An 18,772-nucleotide genomic window follows, 5' to 3' on the forward strand; every position below is an offset into this window, starting at 1 on the left:
CTTAGGTTATTTAAGAAGCGAACTATAAAAGCAGCCAAACAATTAATGTTGTCTAGTGTTTTTTATATCACCATGTTACAGATTATATATGTTGCAGATAAATTTTTGAGATAGATGGATTTAACACAAGGAACACCTCAAGAAAAAAGAGCAAGAGCAAAGAAAATGATGTTGTGGTTTGCCATAGGATCATTAATTATGTCTTTTGCTGCATTGATTAGTGCATTTATTGTAAGCTCAAAACAACGAAAAGATAAAGACTGGTTAAGTAATTATGAATTACCCGATGCTTTTTTAATTAGTGTTGTAATCATCTTAGTTAGCAGTGTCACTTTTATTTTAGCTAAGCGTACTCTAAAGCGTAATAATCGACAGATGACAACAGTTTGGTTATTGAGCACATTGGTATTGGGCACTGTTTTTATTTTTACCCAGTTTGAAGGTTTTAGGCAGATTATTGAAGCGGGTTATAACTTCACAGGTCCCACAAGCAATATTACAATGTCCTATATCTATTTGATAGCTGCTTTGCACATAGGACACGTTTTAGTTGGCTTAATATGCATAATCGTTGTTATTTATAATCATTTTAAACAGAAGTATAGTGCCAATAATATGTTAGGTTTTGAATTAGCGGCAAATTTTTGGCATTTTGTTGATATTCTTTGGATATCCCTGTTTTTGTTTCTCTATTTTTTCAAATAACAAAGAACGAAATTTAAAATAAGGAAAAGTGTATTGTCGATTACCGCTCAATTATGCCTAAAAATTGGGATTTGGTGTTTCTTTAAATGAAGAATTTGATTACTTTTGTCCAATCTTAAAAATTAAATTATTTCTATGGATTCTACAGTAGCAAGTACTGGTACAGAAGAAAGAACTTGGGGAGGCGGTAATAAGCCTCTTAAGGCAAGTTACGGTAAGCTGATGATGTGGTTTTTTATCGTTTCTGATGCCCTGACGTTTTCTGGATTCTTGGCAGCTTATGGCTTTTCTAGATTTAAGTTTATTAAAGAGTGGCCAATTGCAGATGAGGTATTTACACACGTACCTTTTTTACATGGTCAAGAATTACCAATGATCTATGTAGCATTCATGACATTCATTCTTATCATGTCTTCTGTAACTATGGTATTGGCTGTAGATGCAGGACATCATATGAATAAGGCAAAAGTTACTTTATACATGTTCTTAACCATTATTGGAGGTGCAATTTTTGTTGGTTCTCAGGCCTGGGAATGGGCAACATTCATTCAAGGAGATTACGGTGCGGTTCAAACTAAAGGAGGTAATATTTTACAATTTGGTGAATACGTAACGGTTAATGGTAAAGAAAAATTTAAACGTATATCTATAGATGAGTTTGCAGTGACTAATCCAACCGAAAGGTCACAGCATGGGCGAAACAACGGTCTTTGGTATGTTACAGAGCAGACACTACCACCATATACAGTAAATGAAATCTATGAAGGCTTAGCTGCAAACGAAAATATTTTGGTAAGAAACCAAATCATCAATGAAGAAGGAGAAAAAACGGTTCTATCACGAGAAGAATCATTGAAACAGATAAAAGATAATGGAAAGTTAGTAGTTAAAGGTGCTAACCTCCAAGTTAATGAGTATGGTACTGCACTATTCGCAGACTTTTTCTTCTTCATTACTGGTTTTCACGGATTCCACGTATTTTCAGGTGTAGTAATTAATATCATTATTTTCTTTAATGTTATTTTAGGAACCTACGAACGAAGAGGAAGTTATGAAATGGTTGAGAAAGTTGGATTGTACTGGCACTTTGTCGATTTGGTTTGGGTATTCGTATTTACTTTCTTCTATTTAGTATAAAAAGCAATTTGAGATATAGTTATGGCTCACGAACATAAATTAGAGATTTTCAGAGGACGTCTAAAATTTAAGTCCAATACGCAGAAGATATGGGGTGTTTTAATCTTACTAACTATAGTTACTGCGGTAGAGGTTATACTAGGTATATATAAGCCTGACCTCTTGATGCATACATGGATAAATCCTATTGAAGGTGGTTTCTTCGCAACATTGGCAAATATTATATTATCTCCTTTTGTTTACATGAAGCCTTTAAATTTAATATTCATCGTATTAACGATAGTCAAGGCTTATTACATTACTTGGGATTTTATGCACATGAGAGACGAAACCAAGGCGTTAAGACGTATGGTAGTATGGACAGCCGTTTTCTTGATTTGTTATTTAATCTTCATTCTATTACAAGAAGGGGGTTATGTCTTTGAGGTTTACAATGCAGATGACGCGATAATTAAAAGAGATTTTTAGATTAAAATATTGAGCTGAGACTGAGTATAGTCAAAGTGTTAAATAAGATATTAAAAGGTGGTTTTTCTTAACTGCCTTTTTTATTTTTGCAGTATGGAATTGAGTAGTAGAAAGCGCAATCTTGTGCTGAGTATTTTGTTTTTTTTGCCTGTAGCATTTATTGTGGTAATGATGTTGTCTAAGGATAATTATAATCCTCTAGATGTAGTAAACGAAAGTGTTTCCGAACTCCCTGTCAATAAAGATAAAATTCAGTTAAAGGGACATCTTACCGTATTATCGTTTTGGGGCGAAAACCCAATGGAACATTCAATAGCTGCCTTAAACCTCAAAGAACTTGTCTACGATAAAAATAAAGGTTTCAAAACGTTTCAGGTAGTGGTGATGTTACCTTATTCTGCTAAAAATGAAGCGGAAGAGTTGCTTAAGGAAATTAAGTCATATGAAGACCTAAGGTTTTGGCATCTTTTATATGCGGATGAATCTGAAATTAAAAGGGTATTTAGCACATTGAGATCAGAATCAAAATTAGATAGGAGTCTGGCAAATAACTCAGCTTATATAATAGATAGGGACATGAATCAAAGAGGAAGGCTAGATGACAGAACAGAAAAGGAAATAGAAAATGGTGAGCCTGTATATGGACTTTATGACTATGATTGTATAGAAGTAGCTGAGTTAAAAAATAAAATGGCTGCAGAAGACATGCGCGTGCTATTTAAAGAGTATAGAGATAAGCGAAAAGGCAATTTTGCAGAATCTGATAAAAGGCGACAAAAGGGCATAAAACAAAGCAATGAGTAAAAAAGCAAATTATTCATACATCAGTATAGCATTTATCGTTTTAGTCTTTGGAATTATTTTCATTCCTAGGATTATAGATAGGATAAGTAAAGACGATATCACAAGAGATGAAAGCCGAAGCGAAGAGGTTGCCGTAAAAGCAAGTAAAGAAACACCAGATTTGGTTTATATACTTATTAATGGTGAAAATAGAAAAGTGCCAGCATTTAGTTTTACAGATCAGAATGGAAATACGGTTACTAACGAAGACTATTTGGGTAAAGTTTATGTTGTTGAATTTTTTTTCACCACATGTCCTACTATATGCCCAAGGATGAATAGAAATTTAGTTGATATTCAGAATGAATTCAAAGGATTTGAGGATTTTGGCGTAGCATCATTTACAATAAACCCAGAATACGACACACAAGAAATACTTAAAGAATATGCTGAGAAATATGGTGTCACAAACCCTAATTGGCATTTCATGACGGGAAAGGAAAAAGATATTTATGATTTAGCAAATAATGGGTTTAACATTTACGCAGGGAAAAATGTAGACGTTGAAGGAGGATTTGAACATTCGGGCAACTTTGCTTTAATTGATAAAGAGGGTTATATACGAAGTCGAAAAGATGCCTATGGTAATCCCATGATTTATTACAGTGGTGTTATTAGCCAGGAAGAAGGCGAAGAGGATGGTCAGAAAGAACAAATTACCATTTTAAAAGAGGATATTGCTAAATTATTGAAAGAGTAGATATGAATACAGTTGATTTAGAAAAGGAAAAAAAATACAATAAATGGATTGCTATACTTTCCATAGCTATTCCCTTAGTAGTGGTTTTGTTATTTGGTGTTAAACTCAATATAGAGCTTCCAGTATTCTTACCGCCAATTTATGCCACAATAAACGCGATAACAGCTTTGGTATTGATCATTGCAGTTGTAATGATTAAGAAAGGCAACCGAAAGATGCACGAAAGCTTAATGAAGTTTGCCATTGTATTATCGGTTTTGTTTCTGGTTATGTATGTATTGTATCATATGACCAGCGATTCAACAAAATTTGGCGATTTAAATAACGATAAGGTGTTAAGTGACTCGGAGCTTGACCAAACAGGTAGTACAAGATATTTTTATTACTTCATTTTATTCAGCCATATTTTATTATCAATAGCTGTAATTCCTTTTGTACTGATTACCTACGTAAGAGCCATCACAAATAATTTTGAACGGCACAAAAAAATAGCAAAAATTACCTTTCCGTTATGGCTTTATGTAGCAGTAACAGGAGTCATAGTTTACATAATGATTTCACCATATTACGCTTAATATGAAAAAGAAAATGATCTTACTTTTTATCACTAGTCTGTTTTTCCTTCAGTCCAAAGCACAATGCGCCATGTGTAGAGCAGTTTTAGAAAGTGGTGAAGATCAATCAGCTGCTGAAGGCATAAACGATGGTATAATGTTCCTCATGGTTGTGCCTTATATTTTAGTAGCAACAATAGGCTATATCGTCTACAGAACTTACAGTAAATCAAAAAAGGTCAAAAATACTGGCCAAATTTTGTAACATTTTCTTATTTAGTTAGTCTTAATTATATCAAGTTTGCTAAGGGAAGTCTTAACAATTTGTTGGCACAATAACCTTAAGGTTTTTCTTAAAATTGCACTTGTTAACCATCCAGTCTATGATACAGATTAAAGATTTACATAAGTCTTACCATATGGGAAGCAACTCGCTTCACGTACTCAAAGGAATTAACTTTAATGTTGAAGAAGGGGAATTGGTTTCGATTATGGGCTCTTCTGGATCGGGTAAATCGACATTGCTCAATATAATAGGAATGTTAGATGAAGCTGATCAAGGCTCCTACACTTTGGATGGCGTTGTTATAAAAGACCTTAACGAAAAAATTGCCGCAAAATATAGAAATCAATTCTTAGGATTTGTATTTCAATCCTTCAATCTTATTAATTACAAATCGGCCTTAGACAATGTATCTATGCCTTTGTATTACCAAGGTTTAAAACGGAAAGAGCGTACAGAACGTGCCATGCACTATCTCGAAAAAGTAGGCTTAGCAGATTGGCACCATCATTTACCAAGTGAGCTTTCGGGTGGACAAAAACAACGTGTAGCTATTGCAAGGGCTTTGGCAAGCGAACCAAAAGTATTATTAGCTGATGAGCCTACTGGAGCTTTGGATTCTAAGACTTCTTATGGTGTAATGGAATTAATTCAAGGGATTAATGATGAAGGTAAAACGATTTTAGTAGTCACCCATGAAGATGATATAGCGCATATGACAAAGCGTATTGTTAATCTTAAGGATGGTATTATCATTGATGATAGTTTAGTAAAACAAGTAAGAGCCAAACAATATGTTTAATATAGAACGTTGGCAAGAAATATTTGAAACACTTAGAAAAAATAAACTAAGAACTTTTCTAACGGGTCTGTCAGTGGCCTCAGGAATTTTTATTCTAGTGATATTATTAGGCGTAAGTTCTGGCTTAAAAAATGGTGTAACATCAGAGTTTCAGAAAGATGCGACTAACGAACTAGGAGTAAGGACACGTGTCACCACCAAAGGCTACAAAGGCTTAAATCCTGGTAGACGTATTCAGCTAAAAAATGAGGATTTCGATATGTTGTCATCAACTTATGATGAATTTTTAGAGTATAAATCTTCAAACTATAATATTTGGGGTGGACAGGTAGCATATAAAAATGAAACAGGTAATTACACGTTACGGGGCATGATGCCCGACGGGCAATTTATAGAAAACTGTGATATCGTTGATGGCCGTTTTATAAATCAAGCTGATCTCGATGGTACTAGAAAAGTGGCTGTTATCGGTAAAAAAGTTAAGTCCGATTTGTTTAAGGATGAAGACCCTATAGATAAATACATCTCCATTTGGGGCATAAATTATAAAGTAGTTGGTGTATATTCAGATCCAGGTGGCGAACGTGAGGAAAGTAATATAATGCTTCCTGTATCATCGGTTCAAAAAGCATTTAATGGTGGTGATAATATAAGACACATTGAGTTTACTGTTAAAATGTCTGAAAACTTTGATGAGGCTGTCGAGCTTTCTAAAAACCTAAGTCTAGCTATAGAAAACGATATGAAACAAAAGCATATTGTTGCGCCAGATGATGAAGCTGCCATACGAGTCTGGAATACTTTAGAAGAAGCTAAAAAAATCTATTCGCTAATAGATACAATCAAAACTGTATTTTGGGTTATCGGTATTTTTACAATAATTGCAGGGGTTGTAGGTGTAGGTAATATTATGATTATTATCGTTAAAGAGCGCACCAAAGAAATTGGGATTAGAAAGGCTATAGGTGCTGAACCATTATCGATAATTGCCATGATTTTACAAGAAGCGATTTTTGTTACTATGTTTTCAGGTTTCGTAGGTCTTATTTTTGGAATGGGTCTTCTTGAATTGATTGGACCTCAGGTTGATAGTCCATTTATTAAGTTTCCACAAGTAGATTTCCCTACAGCGATAACCACTGTTTTTATACTTGTGTTTGCAGGTGCGTTAGCAGGGTTCCTTCCAGCCTATCGTGCGGCAAAAATAAAACCAATCATTGCATTAAGAGACGAATAACATGTTTAATAGAGAACGTTGGAGCGAAATATTAGAGGCATTAAATGCTAATAAGATAAGAACCATTCTTACAGCATTTGGTGTGTTTTGGGGTATTGCTATATTGGTTTTATTATTAGCACTTACCAATGGCTTACGCAATGGGGTTACTGCAGATTTTGGCGATTTTGCCACCAATTCTATGTTTATGTGGACCCAAAGGACATCTAAGCCTTATAAAGGGATGCCAAAATCACGTTATTTTAATTATAAAATCGATGATGTAGCAGCCATTAAAGCAGGAGTACCTAATTTAAAATATGTGTCGCCAAGAAATCAATTAGGTGGATATCAAGGGGCTAATAATGTGGTGCGAGGTATGAAAACCGGAGCTTTTCAAATTTATGGTGATTATCCAGAGTTTATAAAACAAAAACCTATGGATATTCTTCAAGGCCGCTTTATTAATTACTCTGATATTAATGCTAAGCGCAAAATATGTGTCATTGGCCCTGATGTTGTAAAGGCACTATATGACAAAGGGGAAGAAGTTGTAGGATCTTACATTAAAATAAACGGTGTAAACTTTATGGTAGTAGGGACCTTTAAAATTACCAATAGCCAAGGGGATTCAGAAGAAGAGGCTAATACTATTTTTATTCCTTTTACTGCTTTTAGTCAAGCGTTTAATTATGGTGAAATTGTGGGATGGATGGCTATTACGGCAGAAGATAATACACCCATAACTTCTGTAAAAGAAGGTATATTTTCCCTAATGAGAGAACGTCATAAAATTCATCCAGAAGACGTGAGAGCTATTGGTCATTTTGATTTAGCTGAAGAATTTGGAAGAATAAATGGGCTTTTTAATATTCTTTCTGTAGTTGGATATTTTGTTGGGGCCTTAATCTTAATGTCTGGTATTATTGGCATAAGTAATATAATGCTTATCGTTGTTAAAGAACGAACAAAAGAAATAGGTGTAAGGCGTGCTTTAGGAGCTACACCATGGACCATTAAAGGTCAAATTCTACAAGAAAGTTTAATACTTACTATTTTATCTGGCATGGTTGGTATCTCTTTTGCAGCGCTAATGATCTGGGGAATGAATGCGATTTTAGATAGTGTAGGTCCTGTTGAGAATTTTGCTAATCCAAGCGTGAGTATGCAAGTGGTATTTACGGCTCTGATAATCTTAATAGTTTCGGGCTTACTAGCTGGTCTAATACCTGCAAATAGTGCCACAAAAATGAAACCAGTAGATGCCTTAAGAATTGAATAAATTAAAAATTAAGAATAAAAAACAATCAATCAAATAAAAAGAATTAAAAATGAAACGAACCACAACCGTAATTATATTAGTTCTAATAGTCGTAGTTTTCGGAGTTTCACTATACTATTTATGGTCCAAAAACCAAGAGGATTCAGTGACATATGTCACCGAAAAGGCTTCAAACGAAACAATTGTATTAAAGACTGTTGCCACAGGTAGTATTGTGCCTAAAGAAGAGGTTTTAATCAAACCTAATATTTCTGGTGTAGTTGATGAGGTTTTCGTGGAAGCTGGAGAATATGTAAAACAAGGTGATTTAATCGCAAAAATAAGAGTCATACCAAATGTATCATCCTTAACAAGTGCCAAGAATAATATAGCTTCAAATCAGACGGCACTGCAAACAGCTGAAATCAACTATAAGACACAAAAAACCATATATGATCGTCAAAAGGAATTATTTGACAAAGGTGTCGTAGCAGCTAATGATTTTGATCAGGTAAATAACACCTATTTCCAAGCCAAGCAACAAGTAGAACAGGCAAGGATAGATGTGCAGCAAGCACGTCAAAACTATGATATCATTAAGACAGGTACCACTTCTGGCCTAGGTAACATTGCGCAAACTCAAGTTAGGGCAACCGTAGCAGGTATGGTCTTAGATGTCCCAGTTAAAGCAGGGAATCAAGTCATTGAAGCCAATAATTTTAATGAAGGGACTTCGATAGCATCACTAGCCGATGTAAAGAAGATGATTTTTGAGGGTAAAGTAGACGAAAGTGAAGTAGGTAAAATAAAAGAAGGTCTACCATTAGAAATAACGGTGGGAGCAATTGAAGATGTAAAGTTTGATGCTGTCTTAGATTACATTGCGCCCAAAGGAGTTGAAGAAAATGGCGCTATACAGTTTGAAATTAAAGGAACTTTAGAGAAGATGGATTCTACCTTTATTAGAGCTGGTTTAAGTGCAAACGCATCAATAATTTTAGAAAAAGCAGAAAGTATATTGGCCATTAAGGAAGCTTTAGTACAATATGATGATGAAACCAAAAAACCATTTGTTGAAATAGAAGTAGGAGACCAGAAATTTGAAAGAAAAGATGTTGAATTAGGTATTAGTGACGGTATTTTTGTTGAAGTTAAAAGCGGTGTTTCAAAAGACGACAAGATTAAAGTTTGGAACCAATTACAAGGAGTGCCAAATTATGCTCAACAATAATTTTAAGATTTAGTGTAACACTTAAAGATTTAAAGAGACAAATAGACAACATGAAAAAATCAATCATAATCCTATTACTTCTATTAGGAGTAATTGGGCAAGCACAAAACAAAAAATGGACACTCTTAGAGTGTGTTAACTATGCCCTAGAAAATAATATATCCATAAAACAAAGTGAGCTGGATTTAGATTTAGCAGATATTGCTAAGAAAGAAGCGATAGGAAACTTTTTACCAGACCTCAATGCAAATGGTAGCCTTGGCAGTAATACAGGTGCAAATATTAACCCTGCAACAAACCAGTTCGAAAATAATACTTTTGAGTCTGCAAATGGTTCTATAAGTTCTGGGATAAACATATTTAATGGTTTAGCAAACTGGAAAACCTTACAAAGAGCAAAACTAAATCAGATTGCATCTCAGTATAGTCTCGACAAAATGAAAGATGATACATCTCTTTTTGTAGCGAATTCTTTTTTGCAAATACTAGCAAATAGAGAACAGTTGAGGGTTTTAAAAGGACAAAATCAAGTTACAAAAGAAAATATAAAAAACACTCAAGATTTGGTAGATGCTGGTGTATTACCGCAAGGCGATTTGTTAGAAATCTTAGCTACTGATGCAACCCAAGAACAGCAAATTATTAATGCCGAAAATACTTTGTTTATATCAAAGTTAGGGCTAGCTCAAACACTTCAATTAAAAGATTACTTAAATTTTGATATAGCTGATGATGATTATAACTTGGTATCAGCCGATATCCTAGATAAAAGCCCTTCCGAAATTGCAGAAAGGGCTAAAGAGGAGGTTAATGATGTGTTAATTGCAAAGGCAAACTTAGATTTAGCAGAAAAAGATCTACAAATAAGTAGAGCTAGCTATTATCCAACATTATCAGGTTTTGTTCAATACAATACGCGTTGGGCGAGTTCTCAGACAAATCCGTTTACAGGAGAAGATATTCCTTTCATTGATCAGTTATATTTATTCGATGGTACTTCAGTAGGACTTCAGCTTAGGGTTCCGATATTTAATGGACTTAGTGTAAGAAATAATGTTCAACGTAGTAAAGTAGCTATAGAACGGCAAAAATTTCAGTTAGAACAAACGGAACTAGATTTAGAGTCAACAGTATATCAAGCCTATAATGATGCTAAGAATTCTAAGAAGTCATATGAAGCAGCTTTAAAAACTGAAGAAGCACGTCGTTTAGCTTTTGAATATGCGAAAGAACGCTATGACGTTGGACTATCAAACTCCTTTGACTTTAATCAGTCAAGAACGACTTATGAAAATTCCCAATCAGATGTGGTTAGAACAAAATATGATTATATTTTTAGACTTAAAATTTTAGAATTCTATTTTGGATTGCCTATAACTGATTTAAATTAATTTAAAATGAGTAAAACAGTAAAAATTATTTTAGGAATTGTTGTTCTTCTACTCGTGCTTCTTGTAGCTGGAAAATCAATGGGATGGTTTGGTAAAAAAGGAAACTTCAAGGAAGTTACTGTAAAAGAGGTTACTCTAAGGGATATTGTTGAAACAGTCTCAGCAACAGGGAAAATTCAACCAGAAGTAGAAGTTAAAATATCTTCAGAGGTCTCAGGAGAAATTTTAGATTTACCTTTCAAGGAAGGGCAAGAAGTAAAGAAAGGTGATTTATTGGTAAGAGTAAATCCCGATTTGATTCAATCAGCTTTAAACAGATCTCAGGCATCATATCAAAATGTAAAAGCAGGCCTAGAGCAGGCTGAAGCTAGCTTAAAACAAGCTAGAGCAGATTATGACAGAAATAAAGCCCTTTTTGAGAAAGGAGTGATCTCTAAAGCAGACTGGGACAGTGCTTTAGCTGCTTACGAAACAGCGGAAGCAGCCAAGAGTTCGGCCTATTACAGTGTTCAAAGTGCGGCTGCAACAGTTAATGAGGCAAGAGATAATTTAACCAGAACAACGATATATGCACCCATGAGTGGGACTATTTCGATGCTCAATGTCGAACTTGGTGAGCGTGTAGTTGGCACACAGCAAATGGCAGGTACAGAGATTTTAAGAGTAGCCAACTTAAACAATATGGAGGTTGAGGTCGATGTTAACGAGAACGACATTGTAAAGGTAAATATTGGTGATTCCACAATTGTTGAGGTTGATGCTTATTTGAAGAAAGAATTTAAAGGCATAGTTACGGAAATTGCTAATTCGGCCGCTGGCGACTTAGCTGCAGATCAAGTAACTAATTTTAAAGTTAAGGTTAGAATTCTGGAAGAGTCTTATGCCGATTTAACAGAAGGCAAACCAGATAATTATTCTCCCTTTAGACCAGGAATGACTGCAACAGTAGATATAATAACAAAGAGAAGAGACGATGCAATTGCCGTTCCTATTAGTGCTATAGTTATAAAAACCGATACAAGTTCTACCAAGAAACCATATAGCAAAAAATCTGGAGTAGACGATGATGAGTCTAAACAGGAAGAAGAAAAGTTTGAATGTGTCTTTATTAATGACAATGGTAAAGCCAAACTAAAGGTTGTCAAAACCGGAATTCAGGATGATACTTACATCGAAGTTGTTTCAGGTCTAAATAAAGAAGACAAAATAATTACGGGTCCTTACAATACCGTTTCTAAGACTTTAAAGCCAGGAGATCTTATTGAAGATAAGAACAAAGCTCCAAAAGAATCAGGGAAAGAAGAAGAGGAATCATAATAGTATATTCATATAGATGGCCTTAGTGCTAAATATAGAAACAGCAACAACAAATTGTTCGGTCTCTCTATCTAAAGATGGGGAGACTTTAGTTTTAAAGGAAGACAATAGTCTAGGGTATTCTCATGCGGAGTTATTACATGTTTTTATTAAGGATGTGTTTAAAATGGCTAATATTGAATCTGCCGCAATTGATGCGGTTGCAGTAAGTAAAGGACCAGGTTCTTATACAGGATTACGAATAGGCGTATCTTCAGCTAAAGGACTTTGTTATGCATTAGATAAACCCTTAATTTCAATTTCCACTTTAAAGAGTTTAGCACATCAAGTTAATATTGAAGAAGGATTTATTTTGCCAATGCTAGATGCTAGGAGAATGGAGGTATACTCAGCGATTTATACTTCTGATTTTGAACAGAGGAGAGCAATAAAGGCAGAGGTTATAACTTCAGAAAGTTTTAGCGATCTTCTTAACCATAATAAGGTTTATTTTATCGGAAGTGGAGTTGAAAAAACTAAAGCTTTAGTAAAACATCCTAATGCCTTTTTTATCGAAGGCAAATTGCCCTCGGCAAATGAGATGGCACAGTTATCCGAATTGAAGTATAAAAAAAGCGACATCGAAGATGTCGCCTATTTTGAACCTTATTATTTAAAAGATTTTATTGCAATAAAAGGGAAAACTAATTAACCTTGTTTATGTATTTCGACTTGATGAGGGTAAGGTATTTCAATACCGGCAGCATCAAGGGCAATTTTCATATTCTCAGTAACGTCAAAATAAACATCCCAATAGTCATCTACATTACACCAAGGTCTAACTGCAAAGTTAACAGAACTATCGGCTAATTCTAAAACAGTTACTGCAGGCGCAGGATCTTTTAATACTTTAGGATGGGATGTTAGCACATCTATCATCACTTCTTTAGTTTGTTTAATATCTGAGTCATAGCTTACACCATAAACCAAATCAACTCGTCTTGTACCTTCAGAGGTGTAATTGATAATGTTACCATTAGAAAGTGCTCCATTTGGGATGATAATTTCTTTGTTTGTAAGACCAGTTAGTTTAGTAGTGAAAATCTCTATTTCTTTTACTACACCCAATTCTCCTTGAGCTTCAATTAAATCACCAATTTTAAATGGCTTAAAAATCATAATTAAAACACCACCAGCAAAATTGCCTAGAGATCCTTGTAAAGCCAAACCAATGGCTAAACCAGCCGCGGCTAAAATCGCCGCAAAAGAAGTAGTCTCAACACCTACTGTGCCTAATACTACAACAACTAAAACTACTTTAAGAGTCCAGTTGGTAAGATTTACGAGGAATTTTTTAAGACTCTCATCATAACCTCCTTTGTTTAATACTTTTTTAATTCCTTTGAGTAATAATTTAATAATCCAGCTTCCAACAATCCATATCAGAATAGCTGCAAGTAGTTTTGGTGCAAATTCTACAATTAGATTATAGCCTTTGTCTATCCATTGTTGTGTGTCCATATTGGTTTAATTAGTTTTAAGTTGAATAAAAAACTCGGTTAATAGTATAACCGAGTAAATTTATAATTTTAGTTTAAATTTATTTTACTTCAAAAGTCAATTTTAGGTTAACTCTAAATTCAGTTACGTTATCACCATTGACAATTGCACTTTGATCTTGCACATATACCGAGCGTATGTTGTTCAAGGTTTTTGACGCTTCTTTTACCGCTTTTCTAGTCGCATCTTCCCAACTTTCATTAGAGTTTGATAATACTTCAATAACTTTTAATACTGCCATTTTGATATATTTTTCGATTTATATGAATAAGAAACAAAAAATAACCAAAAGTCACATATTGAAGTCCCTAAAAATTATAACATACTAAAGTCCACTTAAGTATTTAATGATTTTTTTTAAATCAGTTTCCTTTTTAAGATTGATTTTGTTTTCCTTAATATAAGTTTTAAGATCCGACGATTGCTCTGGGAAAGCTTTTAAGAAGCTTTTCTTTTTTTGAGGAATGAACACAATTTTATCATCAAGTTTTGCATAATAGGTATCACCTTCTCTTTTAAATGTTGCAGGCTTAGCTTGTTGATAAGAAGATGCGGCTTTTTGCCCCTCATAATATTTAATATATTCTCTCTTCAATAACGAATAACTTTCTGATTCTTCAACTACTACTAGGAAACCGCGCTTAGATATTTTATCTTCATTAGTGTAGCTAAAGGTTTTATAAACCTTATTATCAGAGATAAATGTTACGCTAATATCTTTAGAATTATCAAGAGCCAAAATATTATCATCATCTAGCTTTACTTCTATTTCGTCATTAAAGGCGTTGTAACGTGCTGAATAAATGATATCGCCATATTTGTCTATTTTAATACTCTTATAATCTTCCTGAATATAAGGGCTTCCTTCAGCATCTAATTTTCCACTGGCGTTCTTTGACATTTGACCATATTCACTAGCCAAGTCAATAACAGTTTGAGAATGAATGTTACTTACAAAAGCAAGTAAAATGACAATTGTAAATTTTCTAATTTGATTTATCATGATAAGTAGTTTTTAATATTTGTCACTAAAACTGTGCCGAATACGATTTTTAACTACGTTAAATATATGAATAAATGAATTCATGTAATGCTTAATAGCCAATTACCCATTAATAGCATTGACTGTAATCGTATTATCATTAAGCATTTCCTTTAACATGTTTTCAATCCCATTTTTTAAGGTGAATGTTGATGATGGGCAGCCACTACAGGCACCTTGTAGCAAAACTTCAACTTTTTTGGTCTCGGCATCGTATGACCTAAATTCTATATTACCACCATCGCTTGCTACAGCAGGCTTAACATATTCTTCCAGAATATTTACAATGTTCTTAGAAGTATCATCCAAAGCTTCAAATTTTTGCTCAATGGCTTCCTCGGTTTTATTGAGTTGTTTTGGGGCATCGTCATTAAGAATAGTTTTGCCTTCCTCAACATAAGATTTTATAAATTCGCGTAATTGAAGTGTAATTTCTTCCCATTCAATAATGTCAAACTTTGTAATTGAGATGTAATTCTTTTCCATAAAAACATTTTTCACAAATGGAAATTGGAATAATGCTGTCGCCAAAGGAGACGGTTTAGCGTCTTCTATTGAAGTAAATTCGTACACATTGGGCACCAAAACTTTATTGCAGACAAATTTTAGAACACTGGGATTAGGAGTACTTTCCGCATAGACAGTTACTGCCGCTTTTGGTTTAGTAGCTTCCTCTGAAACAATGACACCACCATTCGATAAATAATCTTCAATTTGAGCAGCCACCTCTTCTTGAACATCGCTCCACTGAACAATGTTAAAGCGTTCAATGGCGACAAAGTTTGATGCTATATATACCTTCTTAACAAAAGGTAAGTGAAATAATTGTTGAGCTAGAGGTGAATGCTTGGTTTCATCTATATTATTGAATTCGAAGCTATTATGATTGGTTAAGAAGCGGTCAGCTTCAAATTTTAAAATTGCTTCGTTAGCTGTTGGAACTATGGATATATTTGTCTTTGACATCTTTTTTTTTGCAAAAATATGAAATATTGGGATGAAACGTTAATCCTGTTATTATGTTTTGTAACCAAATTCTTAACTCATTTCATATAATTTGATTAAATTTCGTCCTCATTTGCAAAAACTGGATTTAATATGAAATAAATCCACATATTTAAGCCTTTTTAAATGTAGCTTAGCTAACTATGAAAAAGACATTTTTCGTTATTGCCCTAATGATTTCAGCTATAGGATTTTCTCAGGATATAGCTATGGAGAATGGTACATTTAACCGATGTGAGCCCGATCGTTTTTTTGATTCTGGTGGGGAATTTGGAAATTATGGGAATGACGAAAATTTGGTAACTACCATCTGTCCTCAAAATGCAGGGGATTTTATAATTTTAGAATTTACAGAGTTTACAACGCAGCAAGGTTTAAACGCAGATGTCATGAATATTTATGATGGTGATGATATATCTGCTCCACTAATTGGGACTTTCCAAGGTCCTGTAGGTGCTTTCACGGTAACTGCTACAGAGGTATCTAATACGTCAGGTTGCCTTACTATTGAGTTTATCTCCGGCGATTCGGGAAATGTAAATGGTTGGGCAGCAAATATTTTATGCGCTTCACAATGTCAAGATATCTTTGCTTCTATAGATAATACAGTCCCTGCACCAAATAATTCTGGTGTTGTTAGCATTTTACCTGGAGAAACAGTTGACTTTACAGCAAGCGCTACCTTTTCTCAAGATGGTTCTAATGCTACTTATGATTGGGATTTTAATGATGGTAATGTAGCAACTGGTACAAATGTATCTAATACGTTTATTAATACAGGGACGTATACAGTGACTTTGACAGTTGCAGATGATAATCCACAAGGCTGTTCAGATACTGAAACTATTACTGTTTTCGTTTTAGGCTCAAACGTTGTTGTAGACCAAGGTACCTATACACCTGAACAACTAATAGAAGATGTTCTTGTGAATAGTCCCTGTGCTACTGTTTCAAATATTGTCTCCTCCACAGGGAGTGACTTCAGTCCGTCACAACCAAATGGAATAGGCTATTTTATAAGTAATGGCGTAGACTTTCCTTTTGAAGATGGAATTTTACTTACTAGCGGTAATGCGAGTGAGGCCAGAGGACCCAATAATCAAAACTTATCTACTGGTACTTCGTCAATATGGCCCGGGGATAATGATTTAGATACACAACTTGGAGTTAGTACTAACAATGCTACTTTCATACAATTCGATTTCACACCTCTAATTGATCAGATTACTTTCGATTTTTTGATGGCTTCAGAAGAATATAATATGGGTAGTTTTGAATGTGATTTCTCAGATGTATTTGCCTTTTTTCTAACCGATTCAATGGGCAATACAACAAATTTAGCGGTTTTACCAGGAACAAATACTCCAATATTAGTTACGAATATTCACCTGGCAAATTCGTCATGCGGTGCGGTAAACCCTCAATACTTTGGAGGTTACACCGCTTTTAATTCACCACCTACGGCATTTGACGGAAGAACAGTAGTGTTTACAGCAATAGCTAATGTTGTTCCTGGTGAGGTATATACCATTAAGTTAGTGATAGCAGATGACGGAGATGATCAACAAGATTCTGGTGTTTTCATTCCGGCAGGTAGTTTTAACCTAGGAGGTGACCTGGGTGAAGATATTACTATTGAAGCGGGTACCGCAGCATGTGGAGGGGCGTCCGTAACTTTAGATACAGAAGTAACAACAGCTACACATACTTGGTACTACTCTCCAGATTCAGATGACCCAGTCGATGGTGTTATCATTACAGGTGAAACAACCTCTACGATAGCAGTTACAGAAGAAGGGTATTATTTCGTAGATGTAGTTTTTGATGGGGTATGTCAATCATCAGATTCAATTTTTGTAGAATTTAGACCTAACCCTACCGCTAGCGTACCAGAAGATTTATTTGCATGTGATGTGGGTGGTGGAACAGCTACTTTTGATTTAACTGAGAATAATGGCAATATTTTAGGAACAGAAGACCCAAATGATTTTGTGATTTCATACCATTTCACCCAACAAGATGCTATAGATAACTTAGCAGTACTTCCTGATAGTTATACCAATATATCTAATCCTCAAATTATTTGGGCAAGAATGGCTGATAATTCACAAAGTTGTTTCGATGTCGTTTCTTTCACCATTAACATATCAGACCTTCCCTTAACGAATTCAGTTAGTGACATAGTATTATGTGATGATGCCACAATAGACGGATTCACCGAGTTTGATTTGAGTACAAGGCTTTCTGAGATCTTGGGAGGACAAACAGATGTCAATGTAAGTTTCCACGACGATCAGATGGATGCAGACAATGACGTTGACGCCTTACCGAATCTCTACACCAATGTAGAAAATCCACAGTCGATTTATGTGAGATTAGAAAATATCAATAATGAAAACTGCTATGTCGTTACGACATTTGAGCTACTGGTAAGTTCAGGTTTTACGGTAGATCCTCCAGCTGATCTATCATCATGTGATGATTTTAGTGAGGACGGTTTTGAGATATTTGACTTTACACAGCAGACCGCTGATATTTTGGGACCTCTGACGGATGTTACGCTGACCTACCATTTGAGCCAAGGCGATGCGGATAACAATGTTGGGTCTTTATCTAATTTGTATCAGAACATAGATAACCCACAAACGATTTTTGTAAGGCTCGAAGACAACACCAATCCTTTGTGTTTTGTGACTTCGAGTTTTGAAATAGAGGTATTAGAATTACCTACAGTAGTGGTCCCCACGGTTTTGGAGGTCTGCGACGACGGCGTTCCGGATGGCTTTACGGAGATAGATCTAAGCATAAAGAACACGGAGATTACGGGCAACAACCCTAATTACATGGTGAGCTATTACCTGACGTTGGCGGATGCTGAGGCTGGGCTGGCCCCTTTGCCGATCCCCTATACGAACATCAGCAACTGCCAGACGGTATTCGCAAGGGTGGAGGATACCGTTACGGGCTGTTACGATACGACGGCATTGGATTTGTGCGTCGAGCAGGCCCCGGTGGCCAACGTTCCAGAGCCTTTGCGCTACTGCGACCCGGACAACGACGGTTTCGGGATGTTTCCGTTGGACGATTCGGACAATGAGATTACGGGCGGTGCCCCTGGGCTGACGGTGACCTACCACGAGACATTTGCAAATGCCGATAATAATGTCGATGCGATAGACACGAGCGTGGACTACAACAACATCGTCGTGGACGCGCAGACCCTGTATGCAAGGGTGGAGAGCGCGACCATAGCCACGGACTGTGCGACGATAGTGGAG

19 protein-coding genes and 1 pseudogene are annotated in these 18,772 nt (G+C 35.3%); 16 read left to right on the forward strand and 4 right to left on the reverse strand.

Going from position 1 to position 18,772, the window contains the following annotated elements:
- The 15 genes and pseudogenes from Q0992_RS09095 to tsaB all read left to right on the forward strand — a co-directional run.
- Nucleotides 1–114: pseudogene (locus Q0992_RS09095) on the forward strand (protoheme IX farnesyltransferase); the annotation flags it as partial.
- A complete protein-coding gene (locus tag Q0992_RS09100; RefSeq protein WP_299522782.1) occupies nucleotides 115–705 on the forward strand; it encodes a cytochrome c oxidase subunit 3 in 591 nt (196 codons plus the stop codon).
- 135 nt (nucleotides 706–840) lie between these two features.
- Nucleotides 841–1,842 (forward strand): cytochrome c oxidase subunit 3, encoded by a 1,002-nt coding sequence (locus Q0992_RS09105; protein WP_299522785.1) that lies wholly within the window; start codon nucleotides 841–843, stop codon nucleotides 1,840–1,842.
- A 21-nt stretch (nucleotides 1,843–1,863) separates the two neighbouring features.
- Nucleotides 1,864–2,310, forward strand: a complete 447-nt coding sequence (locus Q0992_RS09110) for a cytochrome C oxidase subunit IV family protein (RefSeq protein ID WP_299522788.1) — start codon at nucleotides 1,864–1,866, stop codon at nucleotides 2,308–2,310.
- Nucleotides 2,311–2,403: 93 nt separating this feature from the next.
- A complete protein-coding gene (locus tag Q0992_RS09115; RefSeq protein ID WP_299522790.1) occupies nucleotides 2,404–3,114 on the forward strand; it encodes a hypothetical protein in 711 nt (236 codons plus the stop codon).
- Nucleotides 3,107–3,853 carry an SCO family protein gene (locus tag Q0992_RS09120; protein ID WP_299522793.1) on the forward strand — a complete coding sequence of 249 codons (747 nt, stop codon included), beginning with the start codon at nucleotides 3,107–3,109 and terminating at the stop codon, nucleotides 3,851–3,853. Before Q0992_RS09115 ends, Q0992_RS09120 begins: the two co-directional genes overlap by 8 nt.
- Nucleotides 3,854–3,855: 2 nt before the next feature.
- Nucleotides 3,856–4,428, forward strand: a complete 573-nt coding sequence (locus Q0992_RS09125) for a DUF420 domain-containing protein (RefSeq protein ID WP_299522796.1) — start codon at nucleotides 3,856–3,858, stop codon at nucleotides 4,426–4,428.
- Between the two features lies 1 nt (nucleotide 4,429).
- Nucleotides 4,430–4,672: a hypothetical protein gene (locus tag Q0992_RS09130; RefSeq protein WP_299522799.1), complete on the forward strand. Its 243-nt coding sequence runs from the start codon at nucleotides 4,430–4,432 to the stop codon at nucleotides 4,670–4,672.
- A gap of 118 nt (nucleotides 4,673–4,790) precedes the next feature.
- A complete protein-coding gene (locus tag Q0992_RS09135; protein ID WP_299522802.1) occupies nucleotides 4,791–5,492 on the forward strand; it encodes an ABC transporter ATP-binding protein in 702 nt (233 codons plus the stop codon).
- Nucleotides 5,485–6,729 carry an ABC transporter permease gene (locus Q0992_RS09140; protein ID WP_299522805.1) on the forward strand — a complete coding sequence of 415 codons (1,245 nt, stop codon included), beginning with the start codon at nucleotides 5,485–5,487 and terminating at the stop codon, nucleotides 6,727–6,729. The genes Q0992_RS09135 and Q0992_RS09140 overlap by 8 nt, the downstream gene beginning before the upstream one ends.
- Before the next feature lies 1 nt (nucleotide 6,730).
- Complete coding sequence (locus tag Q0992_RS09145) at nucleotides 6,731–7,990, forward strand: ABC transporter permease (protein WP_299522808.1); 1,260 nt, start codon at nucleotides 6,731–6,733, stop codon at nucleotides 7,988–7,990.
- Between the two features lie 49 nt (nucleotides 7,991–8,039).
- Complete coding sequence (locus tag Q0992_RS09150; protein WP_299522811.1) at nucleotides 8,040–9,200, forward strand: efflux RND transporter periplasmic adaptor subunit; 1,161 nt, start codon at nucleotides 8,040–8,042, stop codon at nucleotides 9,198–9,200.
- 50 nt (nucleotides 9,201–9,250) lie between these two features.
- Entirely contained in the window at nucleotides 9,251–10,591 is a 1,341-nt protein-coding gene (locus tag Q0992_RS09155; protein ID WP_299522814.1) for a TolC family protein, read from the forward strand.
- Nucleotides 10,592–10,597: 6 nt separating this feature from the next.
- The gene (locus Q0992_RS09160; protein WP_299522817.1) at nucleotides 10,598–11,908 is read left to right on the forward strand and encodes an efflux RND transporter periplasmic adaptor subunit; all 1,311 of its coding nucleotides are present in this window, start codon (nucleotides 10,598–10,600) and stop codon (nucleotides 11,906–11,908) included.
- Between the two features lie 16 nt (nucleotides 11,909–11,924).
- Nucleotides 11,925–12,599, forward strand: coding sequence for a tRNA (adenosine(37)-N6)-threonylcarbamoyltransferase complex dimerization subunit type 1 TsaB (gene tsaB, locus Q0992_RS09165; protein ID WP_299522821.1), 675 nt, complete (start codon nucleotides 11,925–11,927; stop codon nucleotides 12,597–12,599).
- Here the strand turns inward: tsaB and Q0992_RS09170 are convergent.
- The 4 genes from Q0992_RS09170 to Q0992_RS09185 all read right to left on the reverse strand — a co-directional run bounded on the left by Q0992_RS09170 (nucleotide 12,596) and on the right by Q0992_RS09185 (nucleotide 15,455).
- The gene (locus tag Q0992_RS09170) at nucleotides 12,596–13,408 is read right to left on the reverse strand and encodes a mechanosensitive ion channel domain-containing protein (RefSeq protein WP_299522824.1); all 813 of its coding nucleotides are present in this window, start codon (nucleotides 13,406–13,408) and stop codon (nucleotides 12,596–12,598) included. The genes tsaB and Q0992_RS09170 overlap by 4 nt on opposite strands.
- Before the next feature lie 79 nt (nucleotides 13,409–13,487).
- Nucleotides 13,488–13,688, reverse strand: coding sequence for a dodecin family protein (locus Q0992_RS09175; protein ID WP_299522827.1), 201 nt, complete (start codon nucleotides 13,686–13,688; stop codon nucleotides 13,488–13,490).
- Between the two features lie 84 nt (nucleotides 13,689–13,772).
- Nucleotides 13,773–14,450: a hypothetical protein gene (locus Q0992_RS09180; protein WP_299522830.1), complete on the reverse strand. Its 678-nt coding sequence runs from the start codon at nucleotides 14,448–14,450 to the stop codon at nucleotides 13,773–13,775.
- A 102-nt stretch (nucleotides 14,451–14,552) separates the two neighbouring features.
- On the reverse strand, nucleotides 14,553–15,455 hold the full coding sequence (locus Q0992_RS09185) for a NifU family protein (protein WP_299522833.1): 903 nt from the start codon (nucleotides 15,453–15,455) through the stop codon (nucleotides 14,553–14,555).
- A 182-nt stretch (nucleotides 15,456–15,637) separates the two neighbouring features.
- On the opposite strand from Q0992_RS09185, the gene Q0992_RS09190 reads away from it, so the two are divergent.
- Nucleotides 15,638–18,772, forward strand: a 3,135-nt coding sequence (locus tag Q0992_RS09190; protein WP_299522835.1) for a choice-of-anchor L domain-containing protein, incomplete at its 3' end; no start/stop codon positions are given.

Origin of the sequence: Winogradskyella sp. (assembly GCF_028289625.1) — a bacterium.
In the GTDB taxonomy this organism is placed as follows: domain Bacteria; phylum Bacteroidota; class Bacteroidia; order Flavobacteriales; family Flavobacteriaceae; genus Winogradskyella.